This window comes from Martelella limonii, from assembly GCF_013344475.1.
In the GTDB taxonomy this organism is placed as follows: Bacteria; Pseudomonadota; Alphaproteobacteria; order Rhizobiales; family Rhizobiaceae; genus Martelella; species Martelella limonii.
Genome location: NZ_JABUOU010000005.1, coordinates 203,006 through 218,275 on the forward strand (window position 1 = coordinate 203,006; position 15,270 = coordinate 218,275).

Sequence of the window (15,270 nt, forward strand, 5' to 3'; positions counted from 1 at the left end):
CGCATGCCATGGATTATGATTTCGTACCGATGCCCGCGCGCCAGCCGCTGAAATGGCCGGACGGCAAGCGGCTCGCGGTGATCCTCACCACCAATCTCGAATATTGGGACAAGGTGCAGGAGAGCGACAAACCCTATTATCCGGGCGGCCCCGGCATTGTCGGCGGCAATCTCGCCGGCAATGTCTACGACAATCCGAACTACACCTGGCGCGAATACGGCCAGCGCGTCGGGGTGTGGCGGATGTTCGACATCTTTGCGGAGGAGGGCGTTTCCACCTCCTGCACGATGAACGCCAAGATGGCGCTCGAACGCCGCCCCGTCGTCGAGGCCGCGATCGAACGCGGCTACGAGATCGTGCCGCACAACTACGTGCAGGACGAGCTTCTGACCGACCACATGTTCGACGAGGCGAAGGAGCGCGACGTCATCCGCCGCACGCTCGACGTCTATGAAGAGGTCGTCGGAAAGAAGGCGAAGGGCTGGCTTTCGAGCTCCCTCCGCTCCACGCTCAACACCATCGACATCCTGTCGGAGGAAGGGCTGATCTTCATCACCGACCTTCTGAACGACGACCAGCCCTATCTGGTCAAGACCCGTTCGGGCCGGCCGATGGTGTCGGTCTCCTACACGTCCGAGGTCAACGACTTCAGCTTCCTGCGACAGGGACTGACGGTCGAGACCGGGTTTTCGATGTTCAAGGAACAGTTCGACTGGCTCTACGGTGAAAGCGAGAGCAGCGGGCGGTTCATGAACATTGGATTGCACCCGCATGTGATCGGTCAGCCATTCCGGATTCGGGCGCTGCGTGATTTCATACGCTATGCGAAGCAGTTCGAGGGCGTCTGGTTCGCGACACGGGAGGAGATCGCGACATGGTATCTGGAAAACCATCACCATCACATAGCGGTAAAGCCATGAGGCTTTCCGGCGGCAATACCAGCCTGCTCATCGAGCCCTCGGCGCTCAAGGGCGAACTCGATATAGAAAGCATCGAGAAACCGGTGGAGCGCGCCTATCAGGTGATCCGCAGGGCGATCCTGACCGGCGAGCTTCCGAGCGGTTCGCATCTGCGTGAGGAAGCGCTGGCGCAGATGACCGGCACCAGCCGCACGCCGGTGCGCGAGGCGCTTGGCCGGCTGACGGCGGAAGGACTGGCGCGGCCGGAAAACCGCTCGCGCTTCGTCGCCGATTTTTCCTTCGAGGAGGTGATCGTGATCTTCGACATCCGTACAAGGCTCGAGGGTTATGCCGCCCGCCTTGCCGCAACCCGGATCCGCGATGACGAGATCGCGCGGATGACGGAAATCGTCGACGCCATTGATGAACTCGGCGATGGGCAGAGCGAGGAAGCGGTGCTGCGCTTTGCCAATCTCAACGGTCTGTTCCACGCCGGCATCATCGAGGCGACGCATTCGACCCAGTTGCGCACGCTGTCCTCCCAGGCCGTCGCGTTGCCGCTCGAAATGATCAAGAAATTCGTCTGGGAGCAGCCCGTCAACATCAGGCGCTCCAATGCCCAGCACCGCGATATTCTCGGTGCGCTCGCCGCCCGCAACCCGGAATGGGCCGAGGCCAGCATGTCGGCGCATATCCTGTCGACCCGGCCGGTTCGAAAACCCTCCGGCATCTGAGATTGACCATTCAGGAAGGACCATTGTCGTGAAGCATGTCCGCGAACAGTTCATCGCCGCGCCCATCCATGTGACCGGCTATGTCGACGGCGCATTCGCCGCCGCCGATGGCGCGGACATTCCCGTCACCGATCCCGCCACCGGCAAGCAGGTCGCGATCCTGCATGAAAGCGATGCCGATACGGTCGACCGTGCGGTTCGGGCAGCGCGGCGCGCCATCACAAGCGGTCCATGGGCCGGCGCAAGCGTTGCCGCGCGCCAGAAGGCGCTGATCGCGGTGCATGACGCCATCCTCGAAAACGCTGACGAACTGGCAGCGCTCGAAACCCTCAACACCGGCATTCCCTACAGCCAGACCCGAAACATCCACATTCCGCGGGCGGCGCATAATTTCAAGTTCTTCGCCGAGTTCATCAATCAGGATGGCGGCGAGGTGTTCACCCAGGAACCGGGCTATATGAGCCTCGTCACCTACGAGCCGATCGGGGTGACGGCGCTGATCGGCCCGTGGAACATGCCGCTCGGGCTGACCGCGATGAAGATGGCCGGCGCACTCGCCTTCGGCAATAGCTGCGTCGTCAAGCCGTCGGAGCTGACGCCGCTGACGCTTTACCGCCTGTTCGAGATCATCGACCGGAAGGGCATTTTCCCGAAGGGCGTCGTCAATCTGGTCAACGGCAATGGCGCGGTGACAGGCAATGCGCTTTCCGCCCATCCCGATATCGACATGGTATCTTTCACCGGCGGCACGGAAACCGGCGCGCGCATTCTTTCCGCGCTTGCAAAGGGCATCAAGGGCGGCGCGATGGAGCTTGGCGGCAAGTCCGCCTCGATCGTTTTCGACGATGCGGATTTCGATCGCGCGCTTGATGGCGCGCTGCTCGGCAGCTTCATGAACAACGGCCAGATGTGCCTCGCGGGCAGCCGCCTGTTCGTGCATGAGAGCTTCGCCGATCGCTTCCTCGAAGCCTTCACGCGGCGGGTCAAGGCGCTGAAGGTCGGTGACCCCTTCGATCCGGCAACGGAAATCGGCCCGATGATCAACCGCGCCCAGATGGACCGCGTGATCCGCTATGCCGAAAGCGGCCTTGGCGAAGGCGCGACCCTTCTTGCCGGCGGTAGGGCGCATGACGGGCTGAAGGACGGCTTCTTCATCGAGCCGACGGCGATGCTCGCCACCTCCAACGCGCTTTCGATCTGCCAGGACGAGATCTTCGCGCCGTTTGCCACGATCCAGACCTTCCGCGACGAGGACGATGTGGTGGCCCGCGCCAATGACAGTCGCTTCGGCCTGGTCGGCTACCTCTGGACGCAAAATCTCGAACGCGCGCTCCGCGTCGCAGCCGGCATCAAGACCGGCACGGTGCTGATCAACACACCGATCATGCGCGACCTGCGCACCGGCTTCGGCGGCATCCGCCAGTCCGGCATCGGTCGCGAGGGTGCCAAGGGCTCGCGTGCCATGTTCACCGAGATGAAATCGACCATCATCGCGCTTGAGGCGCCGAAGATGCCAAAGCTGGGAGCAGGCGCATGAGCTTCCGCCACCCCTCGCTTGAGGGCCGGGTCGTGATCGTCACCGGCGCCTCGCGCGGGCTCGGCCGCGAGATGGCGCTGGAGCTTGCGGAGACCGGGGCCAGTCTGGTCATCACCGGAGCACGCGAAACGCCAGAACTCGATGCCGTCGCAGCCCTCATTCCCGAGGCGCTGAAGGTCATTGCAGATGTCACCGATCCGGCCGCCTGCACGCAGGTGGCGCAGGAAACCATCGCCCGCTTCGGCCGCATCGACGTGCTGGTCAACAATGCCGGGCGCGGCATGCGGCTCGTCAGCGAGACCTTCAACACTGAGCCGACGAAATTCTGGGAAACGCGACCCGAGGACTGGGCGGCGATCATCAACACCAATGTCAACGGCGCCTTCAACATGGCCCGCGCGGTCGCTCCGCCGATGATCGCGCAGGGTTTCGGCAAGATCATCAACATCTCGACCTCGGACCAGACCATGGTGCGGCGTGGCTATGCGCCCTATGGCCCCTCCAAGGCAGCGCTTGAGGCGGCGTCACGGGTGTTTGCCCAGGACCTTTCGGGCACCGGTGTCGACGTCAACGTCTACCTGCCGGGCGGTGCGGCTGATACCGACCTCTTGCCGCCGGGACCTTCCAGGACGGGCGCGGACGGCAACCTGCTGTCGCCCTCGATCATGCGCCGGGCGATCGGCTGGCTTGCCTCCGACCTTTCCAACGGCGTTACAGGTGCGCGCTTCATCGCGCGGCTCTGGGATGACGGTCTGCCGCCGGAGCAGGCCGCAGACGCCGCGCGCTCTGCACCCGTCGCGCGCCCGGCGATCATGTGAGGTCAGGGACGATGCGGCTTGGCGGCGGATATCTCGAAAAGATCGTGGATCTCGATCCCTTCGTGCTCCCCTTCGACCTGATCCTGCCGGGGCGGGACCCGAACGCGCTTCTGCCGCATGCCGATCTGCTTTCTCCCGATCATGTCGATTTCGAAGGCGGCAACCTGCTGTTGAGCCTGCACAGCTTTCTCCTGAAGATCGGCGGGCTGACGATCCTGATCGACACATGCGTCGGCGAGCACAAGCCGCGCCCGCGCCGGGCCGACTGGAACGCGCGAACCGACACAGCCTATCTCGCAGGGCTTGCGGCGGCGGGTGTCCGCCCCGAGGACGTCGATATCGTGATGTGCACTCATCTCCATGCTGACCATGTGGGATGGAACACGCGGCTTGAGGGCGGGCGATGGGTGCCGACCTTTCCAAAGGCGCGCTATCTGATCGGCGCGGCAGAACTCGCCCACTGGCAGGCAGAGGAAGCGCGGGCGCCGGGGGCGGCCAATCACGGCGCCTATACAGACAGCGTGCTGCCGGTCATCGAGGCGGGGCTGGTGGAGCGCGTGGAAGACGGGTTTTCTCTGGGACGCGGCATGGCGATCACCGGTCTTGCCGGCCATGCGCCGGGCCAGATCGGCCTCGATCTTGATTGCGGAAACGGCAGCCACGCACATTTCTGCGGCGATGCGTTTCACAGCCCGGTGCAGGTCTATCATCCCGACTGGAGCAGCCGGTTCTGCCACGATCCCGCTTTGGCTGCCGCACTGCGGACGCGGCTTCTGGCGGAGGCTGCCGAAAACGACACGCTGTTGCTGCCCGCGCATCTGCGCAATGCCTTCGGCATGCGGATCAGGCGCGCCGGCGCCGGCTTCCGCCCGGCGCTCTCATGACATCAGTCCTGAGTGTGCCGCTCGCGTCGGATGCGCATCTTGTAGGTCATCTGATTGGCCGGGTGCCAGTTGAAGGTCGCAATCAGCGTGCCGCGGGTGGTGATGTAGCGGCGCAGAAGCTGCAGCGAATAGGAACCGGCAGCAAGGCCGAGCTGGCGGGAAATCTCGCCCGGCATCGCCACGGCCTGGATATCCTGCTGCACCTCCTCGATCGTCTCGCGCGAGCGCTCTTCCAGAAGCGCGAAGAACGGCCCCTGACAATCGGCAAATTCCGGCACGAGTTCCGCAAACCGCATCGGCACAAAGCTCTGGATGAAGCAGAGTGGCCGGCCGCCCGGTGCGGTCCAGCGCATGCCGTCGACCCTGATCCAGCGTTCGCCGGCAGCGCCGCCGACATGGGCGGCAAGCTCGGCGTCAAGCACCACCTCCTGATGGCCGAGAACCACGAGAAACGTGTCGAGTGCGATCTGGAGCAGTTCCTGAAGCGATTCAAAGCTCTGGGCATAGCCGCCTTGCGGGCGCATCGACAGCACCCGCGTGCCCATGCCCTGGCGGCGCTCGACATAGCCCTCATCGGTCAGCGTGCGCAGCGCCTCGCGCACCGTGAACCGGCTGGTCTCGAACTCGCCCGCAAGCTCGGCTTCGGTCGGCATCAGGCTTCCGACCGGATAGAGCCCGGCGGCGATCCGGCCGACGAGTTCCTTGTGAACCCGCGCGTAAAGCGGCTCGGCGGCACTCGTGGTCCCGGTCTTCTTGGCGGCCGCTTCGTTCATGTTTTCGGGCTCTCCGGTCAAATTTGATGCTTCCGTCTGTCACAACTGGACCATTCAGTAAAGCAGATCGCGACTAAATGGTGATGCCGTTCGAAATGGCATGGACATGAAGTGACAGTTGTATAAATTGATATGGACAAATAAAAGGCCTTTCATGACCCATCAATCCGCCTATGCCACCCGCGCCCGGCTCGGCCTGATCGTGCCGCCGACCAACACCGTCAACGAGCAGGAATGGCAGCGGATGATGCCGGAGGGCGTCAGCTTCCACACCCATCGCATGAGGCTTCACGGGCCTGGCCAACAGGAGGCGCTGATGCGCGACCTCGATGCGGCGGTCGCCATGCTTGCGGAGGTCAACCCGGATGCGATCGCCTATGCCTGCACCGCCGGCTCGATGACGATCCCGGCAAACGCGATGCCGGAGGCCGTCTCGGCGCGCACCGGCAAACGGGTGCTGACCACCTCGGCGTCCCTGATCGCGGCGCTGAAGGCGCTCGGCGCAGACCGCATCTCGGTCGCAACCCCCTATACCGACACCGTCAACGCGCATGAGGTGGACTTCCTGAAAGCCCACGGCATGGACGTCGCGGCAATCGAAGGCCTCGGCATCGGTGCGGGCGGCCCTGCGGAATTCGTTTGCATTGCCCGGACCTCGCTTGCAGAGGTCGAGGCGCATGCGCGCAAGGTCTTCGTGCCCGGCAGCGATGCGCTGCTGATCGCCTGCACCGATTTCCCGACCCTGCCGCTGATCGAAAGGCTGGAAGCCGATCTCGGTGTGCCGGTCGTTACGTCCAACCAGGCAACGCTCTGGGCCATGCTGAGGCAGGCCGGGATTGCCGACAGCGTTGAAGGCGGCGGAACGCTGTTTTCACGCGCGTGAAAAAACTGCAAGAAACGTCGCCTCACCGGCGGCGATGACAAGAAAGAGGAAACAGAAATGGCTCATCCTTCCCTGAAACAAGCCATCAAGGCTGGCGAACTCATTCTCGCGCCCGGCGTGTTCGAGGCAATCTCGGCTCTGATTGCCGACCGAAAGGGTTTTCCCGCGCTTTACGTCACCGGCTACGGCACGGTTGCCTCCGCGCTCGGCCTGCCGGATGCGGGCCTTGCGACCTATTCCGACATGCTGGACCGCGTTGCCACCATCTGCGCGCGCACTGAAACGCCGGTGATCGCGGATGCCGACACCGGCTATGGCGGCCTTCTGAACGTACGCCACACCGTGCGCGGCTATGAACAGGCCGGCGTTACCGCGATGCAGATGGAAGACCAGGAATTTCCGAAGAAGTGCGGCCACACCCCGAACCGCCGCGTGATCCCGCTTGAGGACATGCTGCGCAAGATCGAGGTCGCCGTCGACAGCCGGGCGAGCGACGATTTCCTGCTGATTGCCCGCACCGACGCACGCACCGGCCTTGGTCTCGACGAGGCGATCCGGCGCGGCAAGGCCTTCGCCAAGGCCGGCGCCGATATCGTGTTTGTGGAATCGCCCGAGACCGAGGACGAGATGAAGCGCATCTGCGACGAGATCGATGCGCCGCTGATGGCCAACATGGTCAATGGCGGGCGCACGCCGCTCTTGTCGGCGGACCGGCTGAAGGCGCTCGGCTTCTCGGTTGCGATCCATCCAGCGCTCGGCTTCCTCGCCATGGGTGCCGCGCTCGATGCCGCCTTCGACGACCTGAAGGCCCATGGCGAGACGACGTCCGCCGTCCCGCTCAGCGATTTTGCAGCCTTCAACGAACTGCTCGGCTTCCCGGATGTCTGGGCGTTCGAGAAGAAATACGCGGAAGGCTGAGATTGCGGGAGATCCCGCTTTAGTTTGATGCCCCGATGCTCGCCCGAGCACCGGGGCGCAAGGGCGATCCGGCTTTAACGCATACGGTTGCCCTCAGGCATTTTGGGAACGGAAGGAAACGGCATGGCAAGACGGATTGCCCTCATCGGCGGCGCGGGCGGCATTGGCCGTGTTCTCGCCCGCGAACTTTCGGCTGCAGGCCATGATGTGACCGTGCTCGATCTCGAGGCATCGCTGGCCCGGCACGGCATGGAGGGGATTGCGATCGACCTGAAGAGCGAGGCTTCGGTCGAGGAAGCCTTCGCGCAACTGGCGTCAGGCGGCCCGCTTGCCGGCTTCGTCAATCTGGCGGGCTACAACGCGGAGCTGATACCGCTTGCCCAGACCCCGACTGACTATTTCGACGACATCATTGCCGGCAATCTGCGCGGGGCGTTTCTCGCTGCGCGCGCGGCAATTCCGCTTCTTACCGCGCCGGGGGCTGCGATGGTGATGGTCGCCTCCGGTCTCGCCCATCATGTCCGCCCCGGCTATACCGGATATTCCGCCTCCAAGGCCGCGCTGATCGCCATGACCAAGACGCTCGCGCTCGAATGCGCGCCGTCGTTGCGGGTCAATGCCGTCGCTCCCGGCCTCGTCGATACCGCTTTCGTGCGCGGTGGCACCGGCCGCTCGGATGAGAGCGCGGCTCCCGTGGTCGATCTTTCCGCCTATGGCGCAATGACCCCGCTCGGCCGTGTCGCAACGCCCAGGGACGTGACGGGGCCGATCCGCTTCCTGCTCGGTCCCGATAGCGGTTTCATGACGGGTCAGGTCCTGTGGATCAATGGCGGCGGCTATATGCCGTAAGGGCCGGCCTGCGCTTCCCCAAGGGTTTCCGGCAGCAATCGTCCGCCTGAGCGCGATCAACGCTCAAAGGGTCGTCGCGGCAGGTCATGGCTTCACGCTTTCCTTGGAGAAGACGCGGCCGAGAAACCCGGCCGCAACGGCGCCTATCACCCGATATCGGTCGCCTCGCGTCCACGGGTAAGCTGGGAAATCGTGACGGCGAGGATCAGGGCGCCGCCGTTGAAGACATTGGTGACCCAGAGCGGGATGCCGAACATGGTGAGCCCGGTGATGCCGGTTCCCAGAAAATAGACCGCGACCATCGCGCCCCACGGATTGAACCGGCCCGGCATCAGCGTGGTCGAGCCAAGGAAGGCGGCGGCAAAGGCCGGCAGCAGATAGTTGAGGCCGGAATAGGGATCGGCAGAGCCGAGCACCCCGGCGTAAAGCACACCGGCCGCAGACGCGATCACCGAGGAAGTGACCAGCGCGCCGATCCGCACATGTTCGACCGCGATCCCGTTCAGCCGCGCCACTTCCCGGCCGCGGCCAACGAACAGCAGGCGGCGGCCAAGCGGCGTGAAGTCGAAGACGTAGCCCATCACGACGGCTGCGGCGAGCGCGTAGTAAAACGCGTAGGGAACGCCGAACAGCCTTCCGCCGACGACCGCCATGATCAGCGCATTGTCGATGCCGCCGATGGTGGAAGAATTGGTGATGAGCTGGACGAGGCCGGACATCAGCGATGTCGAGCCGAGCGTCACCACCAGCGAGGGGATGCGGAAATAGACGATGAACAGCGAATGAAACAGGCCGACCACCACGCCGGCGCCAAGCGCGATCACGATGCAGCCGAGGATCGGGATGCCGTACCAGACATTGAGGACGCCGACGAGGCAGGAGGAAAGCGTCATCGTCGCGCCGACGGCAAGATCGTAATCGCCCGCCGTCAGCGGCACGATGATGCCGAGCGCCAGCAGCGCCGCCGGTGCATAGGAGGCGAACATGATCGAGAAATTCCCCCAGCGCAGGAAGGAATTCGGCATGGCGATCGAAAAGCCGATGATCAGCAAGGCCCAGACGAGAATGAGGGCATAGCGCTCGAACAGCCGCATGTAGCGGCCGCTGTGATGGGGGTTGGCGTTACGCATGGTCTGGTCCTGTGGCTTCGGCGGCTTTGGTTTTGTCGAGGGAGGCGTAGCAGGCAGCGGCAATCCGGTCCTTGGTGACGTCGGGGCCCTTCAGTTCACCGACCACGCGGCCGCGGGCGAAGACAAGCACGCGGTCGCAGATCTCGGCGAGCTGTTCTGCATCCGAGCTGGCGCAGACCACAGCCATGCCGTGGCTCGCGGCTTCCTTCAGCGCTTCGAAAATGTTGGCGCGGGTGCCGACATCGACGCCCTGGGTCGGCTCGTCGAGCAGCAGCAGCCTGGGCTTGCGCTTCATCCAGCGCGCAATCAGCACCTTCTGGGCGTTGCCGCCGGACAGCGCGCCGAGATTGAGATCGGGATTGTTGGGGCGGACCTCGAACACCTCGCCGAGGCGATGGGCCTCGCGCCGCATCGCGCCGCTGCGCAGAAAACCGCCGCGATAGTAACTGCCGATGTCCGGCAGCAGCATGTTTTCAAAGATCGAGATGGCCGAGACACCGCTCTGGCGCGGGCGATCGCCCGGCAGAAGCGCGAAATTGGCGGCAATTGCCTTGGCGGGCGTCATCGAAGGCAGCGAATGCGTCTCGGCTCCGTCGATCGCCATTTCGCCGGCCGTCGTCTTTTCGGCGCCGAACAGGAGATAGGGAACCTGGTCATAACCGGCGCCGATCAGCCCGGTGAGGCCAACGATCTCGCCACGGCCGATGACGATGTCGAGCGGCGGAATACCGCCGCCGGCAAGGCCGCTGACCTTGGCAAAGGGCTTGAAATCGCGGGTCTGGCGCGCCGCCTCGTCCTTCCTCAGCGAGCGGCCGATGATCATCTCGATCATTTCGTCGCGGCTGGTCCCGGCGGTGACGATTTCGCCCGAGACCTTGCCATCGCGCAGGATCGTGGCGCGGTCGGTGATCTCCATCACCTCGTCGATATCGTGGGAGATGAAGGTCACGGCCGAGCCGGAATCGGCGATCTGGCGCATCAGCCGGAAAAGCTTGGCAACGCCTTCCTTCGGCAGGAACGGCGTCGGCTCGTCGAGAAGGACAAGGCCGGGTTTGCCGGTGCGCTCGCATTCGGCGCGGATCTCCTCGAAGGCGCGCACGATCGCCAGCAGCGCGCGGTTGACGGCGGAAAGCTCGTCCACACGGCGCCAATGCGGAAAGTCGAGCTCGTAGCGCTCCAGGATCTCAGCGGCTGCCCGCCGTTCGGCGCGCCAGTTGATCACCGGGCGGTGGCCGAGCGCGATATGGGAGAGGCGCAGGTTCTCAAGCACCGTCAGCGATGGCACCAGGCCCAGGTTCTGGTGCACGAAGCTCATGCCGAGACGGCGGAAATCGCTGGCCGACAGCGGCAGGTTCACCGCCTCGCCGTTGAACAGCATCGTTCCGCCCGGATCAGGCGCGTGAAAGCCTGCGAGGATCTTGATCAGCGTCGACTTGCCGGAGCCATTGGTGCCGAGCAGGCCGTGGACCTCGCCCGGCATGATCGACAGCGAGACGTCGTCAAGCGCCCGGGTGGAGCGGAAGGTCTTCGAAATATGTTCGACACGAAGTGTCGGCGGCGCTCCTTCAAGCGTCGCCGACCGGATCGCGCGGAGCGCCGGTTCTGCCATGGGCCTTAGTTCATGCCCCAGAGTTCATGGAAACCGGAGATGTACGCATCGCCATAACCGGTATCGAACTGCGCCGGCGTTCCGGCTTCCGAGACGTTTTCGGCATCGAAGATGTAGAACGGCACGTTGAGCTTTTCAGGCACGTCGAGGCCGCAGAGATCGCGCATATGGGCGTCGATCGTGGCATAGGCGATCCAGTCGAGGCTTTCGCCGATATCCATGGAGACGGCGCCCTGCTGGATGAAATCGAGCACGAAGGGCGTGCCGTTGAAGGTCGCAACCTTGACGTCGCCGAGGCGCCCGGTGAGGCGGAGTGCCGGCACCACGAATTGCGACATGGAGTCGTAGATCGGGATGATCACGTCGATATCCGGATGCGCCTGGAGGGCGGACTGGACGGAGGGCTGGATCTTGGTGCCCCATTCGGCGACGCCGACATTGATCTCCTGCACGATCTCGCAATCCGGGCAGTTTTCCTTGAGCTCGCTTTCAAAGCCGTCGACCAGCGGGATCGTCGGCGGTACCTCGCGCGAGACGATGGTGAGCACCTTGCCCTTGCCGTCGGTGTTCACGGTGACCCAGTTGGCGAGGATCTTGCCGATTTCGTTGAAGCCGACAGGCAGCGTGCTCGAAAGCAGGGGGTTCGGTTCGAAGGACGGATCGTAGAAATGCGAGGTCATCACCTTCACGCCCGCCTCGTTCGCCGCCTTGATCTGCGGCTCGACGGTATCCGGCGAAATGCCCGAAATAAGGTCGATGACGTCGAACTTGTCGCGGATCGCGAAATCGAAGCCCTGCACCCACTGGCTCGGCTGGCCCTGGTTTTCCCACTCGACCACTTCAAGGCCGATGTCGTCGCCCACAGCCTTCATCCGGTCGATGATCCCCTTCAGGAAGGGGTTGGCGCTGTTGTTCGGAATCGACAGCATCTTTTTGCCGGATGCGCATTCACGAATATTGAAGGGCTCGCCCGGCGCGGTGAAAACCGGCTTTTCCGAATAGACGGAAAGCCGCTCCTTGGCGGTATCGATGCCTGCGGCAAGCGCCGTCGAGGCTGTAAGCGAAAGAAGGACGCCGCACATGATCGTGCTGGCTTTGCTGATGCCTGACATGGTTTCTCCTGTTCCCCATCCGGTGTTTTCCGGTGATGCGCATCGCTTGTTGTTTTTGTTGAATACGCATTCACATACTTCCCTCAATTTCGTGCGCTGTCAATCGCGCTCTTGAAAATTCGGGCCAAGACTTGAATTTTGGGGAAATCTCCTGAAAGGGAGAGACATTGCCTGCATTGATCGCCGTATGCGCGGAGCTTTCGCCCGCCTTTGGAAGTAACCATGCCGCCCAGAAAATCCCGCGCCACCTCCTTCCAAGTTGCCCGCCTTGCCGGCGTTTCGCAGCCGTCGGTGTCGCGTGCCTTCACGCCGGGGGCAAGCATATCGAAGGAAAAGCGGGACAAGATCCTGGCAGCAGCGAAAGAGCTGAACTACGTGCCGAACGTGTTCGCCTCCTCGTTGTCATCGGCGCGCTCCAACATGGTGGCGGTCATCAGCGGCAGCCTCAGCAATCCGTTCTACTCGGAAAGCATGCAGGTGTTCATCGAACAGTTCCAGGATGCCGGGCGGCAGGTGCTGGCGTTTTCGGTGGAGGCGAACCGCGACTGTGACGAGGCGCTGATGCTGGCGATGCGCTATCCCGTGGACGGTATCGTGGTCACCTCGGCCAGCATGTCGTCGGAGGTGGTGCGCATGAGCGAGGGCCTCGGCATTCCGATCGTGATGTATAACCGGCGCGTGGTCGGCTCCAATCTTGCCAATGTGCGCTGCGACCATGAAGAGGGCGGCGCGCGCATCGGCCGCTTCATGCATGCCGCCGGCGCCCGCTCCTTCCTGATCGTGCGCGGCGATCCGCAGGGCTCGTCGAGCGGCGACCGCGAGCGCGGCTTCCGCGAAGCGGTGGAGCGGCTCGGCACCCGCGGCATCGAGGATCTCGCGGGCGGTTCATCCTATTCCGGTGCGCGCAATGCGATGATCCGTTATTTCGGCGGACCCGCTCCGCATTTCCCGGACGCGATCTTCGCGGTCAACGACATCATGGCGATCGCCTGCGCCGACGTGCTGCGGGAGATCCACGGCCTGCGCATTCCCGAAGATATCATGCTCGCCGGCTTCGACGGGATCCGCGAGGGCCAGCGCCCGGCCTATGGCCTCACCACCGTGCGTCAGCCGATCGAGCGCATGGTCCGGGAGACGCTTGAGCTCCTGGCGCTCGATGGCGGTCCGATTCCCAACGGCGATCGCAAGGCACGGCTCATTCCGGGCGATTTCATACCGGGCAAGACCGTGCCGGGTTTGGCGGCCGGGACATGATGACGGGTTCGCCGGGATGGCCCTGCGGTCATCGTTTGAAACGCGGCTGAAGCTCTGAATGAAAAGGCCCCGGCGTTGCCGCCGGAGCCTTTTTTGTTCACTGACCCGTAATGCCGGGAATGAAGCCGAAATCGAAGGGCGCCGGCGCGCCGCGTTCGGTGCGCATCGCGCTCCGCAGCGTTTCGGTGGCACCGGTATCGAGCTTCAGATCGCTGCCGATGACGACGCCGTAGTCGCTCCTCGCCTTCTCGGGCGAGACGAGGTCGGCCTTGACGTCCTTAAGTACCTTGTCAGCCGGACGGTCCAGCGGATCGCCCCAGCCGCCGGAGCCGGCGGTGATGAAGATGATCCGGTCGCCGGGCTCGACCTTCAGATTGTCGAGCTTGGAAGCGATGCGTTCCGGCTCGGCAGCGCCGGCGCGGTGCAGCCACTTGCTGGAGGTACCGCCATGCAGGCCGCCATTGATGCCCCATGGCGGCACCTTTTCGCGGTCGTCATGGATCGAGACCGAGCCCTTTTCGAGCACGCGGTAGACCTTTTCGATGCCCGCGCCGCCGCGGTGAAGCCCGGCGCCGCCGGCATCCTTCACCGGCCGGTAGCTTTCCACGATCACCGGATAGTAGTTCTCGATGTATTCGATCGGGGTTGCCGAAAACAGCGGCCACCAGGCATGGCCGTCGAGCCCGTCGCCGCGCGGCCGGCCCGGAACGCCGCCGAAAAGGAGTTCCATCAACTGGAAATACTTGCCGTTGCCGTCCTGCCCGGTGAAGATGAAGTGCGGGCTGGTGCCGTAGCCGGCGGCCATCGACAGATGCGGCGCCCGCTGGCCGAGCGCGCCGGCCTGGCAGTCGAAAAAGCGGGTGTGGGTGTTGAGGCGGTTCGACAGGGCGGCGGGGAAGCGCGGGTTGAGCAGGCTCCCCTCCGGCAGCACGACTTCGAACAGGTCGTAGAAGCCCTCGTTGAACATGATCTTCGGATCGAAGGCCATGATCATGTAGACCCCGAAGAACAGCTTGCAGAGCCCTTCATGGATGTGGAAGTTGATCGGGCCCTCGGCCTGATCGTCCGTGCCGGTCCAGTCGAACACGGCGATATCGCCGCGTCGGTAGATCGACAGGTGCATCTTGAACGGGCCGTTGCCAACGCCGTCATCATCGACATAGTCGGTGAAGGTGACGGGCTCTTCCGGGATATACTTGTTGATCAGAACCCGCATCGCTTCCTTGGTGCGGTCGAGCAGCAGGCCGCAGGCTTCGAGATAGGTCTCGCGGCCGAAGCGGTCGCAGATCTCGATCACGCGCTTGGAGGCGGTCCGGCATCCGGCGATCAGCGCCATCAGGTCGGCGCGGTTCATGTCGGGGGTGCGGGTGTTGTTGAGCATGATCTGCAGCACGCCCTCGTTCATCACGCCCTTCTCGAAGATCTTGACCGGCGGCACGCGCAGGCCCTCTTCCCAGATCGAATAGGCATCCGACGGCATCGAGCCCGGCACCTTGCCGCCGACATCGACCATATGGCCGAAGATCGAGGAGAAGCCGACATGGACGCCCTCGTGGAAGATCGGCAGCATCACGCACCAGTCATTGTTGTGCGAGATCGAGCCCTTGCAGGCGTAGGGATCGTTCCAGACGAAGATATCGCCCTCGTGGATATTGTCCTTGTACTGGTCGACGATCGCCGGGATGTAGGAGCCGAACTGGCCGACGATCATCTGTCCCGCCGGGTTGCAGATCATCGGGAATTCGTCGTGCTGCTCGCGGATGACCGGCGACAGCGCAACGCGGACCACGACGCTGTCCATCTCGAAACGGGCGTTCAGCAGCGCGTTTTCGATGAGGTCGAGGGTAATCGGATCAATGGTTCTGGTCAT

General features: G+C 63.7%; 14 protein-coding genes. 9 read left to right on the forward strand and 5 right to left on the reverse strand.

Annotated features, from left to right (window positions below; all coding sequences use genetic code 11):
* Nucleotides 1-8 precede the first annotated feature (8 nt).
* The 5 genes from HPQ62_RS12905 to HPQ62_RS12925 are packed head-to-tail and all read left to right on the forward strand — an operon-like array spanning nucleotide 9 to nucleotide 4,872.
* Complete coding sequence (locus HPQ62_RS12905) at nucleotides 9-920, forward strand: polysaccharide deacetylase family protein (RefSeq protein WP_174802968.1); 912 nt, start codon at nucleotides 9-11, stop codon at nucleotides 918-920.
* Nucleotides 917-1,633, forward strand: coding sequence for a GntR family transcriptional regulator (locus HPQ62_RS12910; RefSeq protein ID WP_174802969.1), 717 nt, complete (start codon nucleotides 917-919; stop codon nucleotides 1,631-1,633). Before HPQ62_RS12905 ends, HPQ62_RS12910 begins: the two co-directional genes overlap by 4 nt.
* A gap of 28 nt (nucleotides 1,634-1,661) precedes the next feature.
* On the forward strand, nucleotides 1,662-3,170 hold the full coding sequence (locus tag HPQ62_RS12915; protein WP_206678071.1) for an aldehyde dehydrogenase family protein: 1,509 nt from the start codon (nucleotides 1,662-1,664) through the stop codon (nucleotides 3,168-3,170).
* Nucleotides 3,167-3,988 (forward strand): SDR family NAD(P)-dependent oxidoreductase, encoded by an 822-nt coding sequence (locus HPQ62_RS12920; RefSeq protein WP_174802971.1) that lies wholly within the window; start codon nucleotides 3,167-3,169, stop codon nucleotides 3,986-3,988. Before HPQ62_RS12915 ends, HPQ62_RS12920 begins: the two co-directional genes overlap by 4 nt.
* Nucleotides 3,985-4,872: an MBL fold metallo-hydrolase gene (locus HPQ62_RS12925; protein WP_206678072.1), complete on the forward strand. Its 888-nt coding sequence runs from the start codon at nucleotides 3,985-3,987 to the stop codon at nucleotides 4,870-4,872. Before HPQ62_RS12920 ends, HPQ62_RS12925 begins: the two co-directional genes overlap by 4 nt.
* Before the next feature lie 2 nt (nucleotides 4,873-4,874).
* Here the strand turns inward: HPQ62_RS12925 and HPQ62_RS12930 are convergent, their stop codons facing one another.
* Nucleotides 4,875-5,645, reverse strand: coding sequence for a GntR family transcriptional regulator (locus HPQ62_RS12930; protein ID WP_174802972.1), 771 nt, complete (start codon nucleotides 5,643-5,645; stop codon nucleotides 4,875-4,877).
* A 154-nt stretch (nucleotides 5,646-5,799) separates the two neighbouring features.
* Here HPQ62_RS12930 and HPQ62_RS12935 point away from each other — a divergent pair, with 154 nt between their 5' ends.
* The 3 genes from HPQ62_RS12935 (at nucleotide 5,800) to HPQ62_RS12945 (ending at nucleotide 8,295) form a co-directional block, all read left to right on the forward strand.
* Nucleotides 5,800-6,528, forward strand: a complete 729-nt coding sequence (locus tag HPQ62_RS12935) for a maleate cis-trans isomerase family protein (RefSeq protein WP_174802973.1) — start codon at nucleotides 5,800-5,802, stop codon at nucleotides 6,526-6,528.
* Between the two features lie 57 nt (nucleotides 6,529-6,585).
* Nucleotides 6,586-7,446 (forward strand): isocitrate lyase/PEP mutase family protein, encoded by an 861-nt coding sequence (locus HPQ62_RS12940; protein ID WP_174802974.1) that lies wholly within the window; start codon nucleotides 6,586-6,588, stop codon nucleotides 7,444-7,446.
* Between the two features lie 123 nt (nucleotides 7,447-7,569).
* Nucleotides 7,570-8,295, forward strand: coding sequence for an SDR family NAD(P)-dependent oxidoreductase (locus HPQ62_RS12945; protein ID WP_174802975.1), 726 nt, complete (start codon nucleotides 7,570-7,572; stop codon nucleotides 8,293-8,295).
* Between the two features lie 146 nt (nucleotides 8,296-8,441).
* Here the strand turns inward: HPQ62_RS12945 and HPQ62_RS12950 are convergent, their stop codons facing one another.
* From HPQ62_RS12950 to HPQ62_RS12960, 3 genes are read right to left on the reverse strand one after another with little or no spacing between them, the layout of a single operon-like run.
* A complete protein-coding gene (locus HPQ62_RS12950) occupies nucleotides 8,442-9,425 on the reverse strand; it encodes an ABC transporter permease (RefSeq protein WP_174802976.1) in 984 nt (327 codons plus the stop codon).
* A complete protein-coding gene (locus HPQ62_RS12955; RefSeq protein WP_174802977.1) occupies nucleotides 9,418-11,034 on the reverse strand; it encodes a sugar ABC transporter ATP-binding protein in 1,617 nt (538 codons plus the stop codon). Before HPQ62_RS12955 ends, HPQ62_RS12950 begins: the two co-directional genes overlap by 8 nt.
* Before the next feature lie 5 nt (nucleotides 11,035-11,039).
* Complete coding sequence (locus tag HPQ62_RS12960; RefSeq protein ID WP_174802978.1) at nucleotides 11,040-12,146, reverse strand: sugar ABC transporter substrate-binding protein; 1,107 nt, start codon at nucleotides 12,144-12,146, stop codon at nucleotides 11,040-11,042.
* 222 nt (nucleotides 12,147-12,368) lie between these two features.
* Here HPQ62_RS12960 and HPQ62_RS12965 point away from each other — a divergent pair, with 222 nt between their 5' ends.
* Nucleotides 12,369-13,400 (forward strand): LacI family DNA-binding transcriptional regulator, encoded by a 1,032-nt coding sequence (locus HPQ62_RS12965; RefSeq protein WP_174802979.1) that lies wholly within the window; start codon nucleotides 12,369-12,371, stop codon nucleotides 13,398-13,400.
* A 97-nt stretch (nucleotides 13,401-13,497) separates the two neighbouring features.
* On the opposite strand, the gene HPQ62_RS12970 is transcribed toward HPQ62_RS12965, so the two are convergent.
* Entirely contained in the window at nucleotides 13,498-15,270 is a 1,773-nt protein-coding gene (locus HPQ62_RS12970) for a hydantoinase B/oxoprolinase family protein (RefSeq protein ID WP_174802980.1), read from the reverse strand.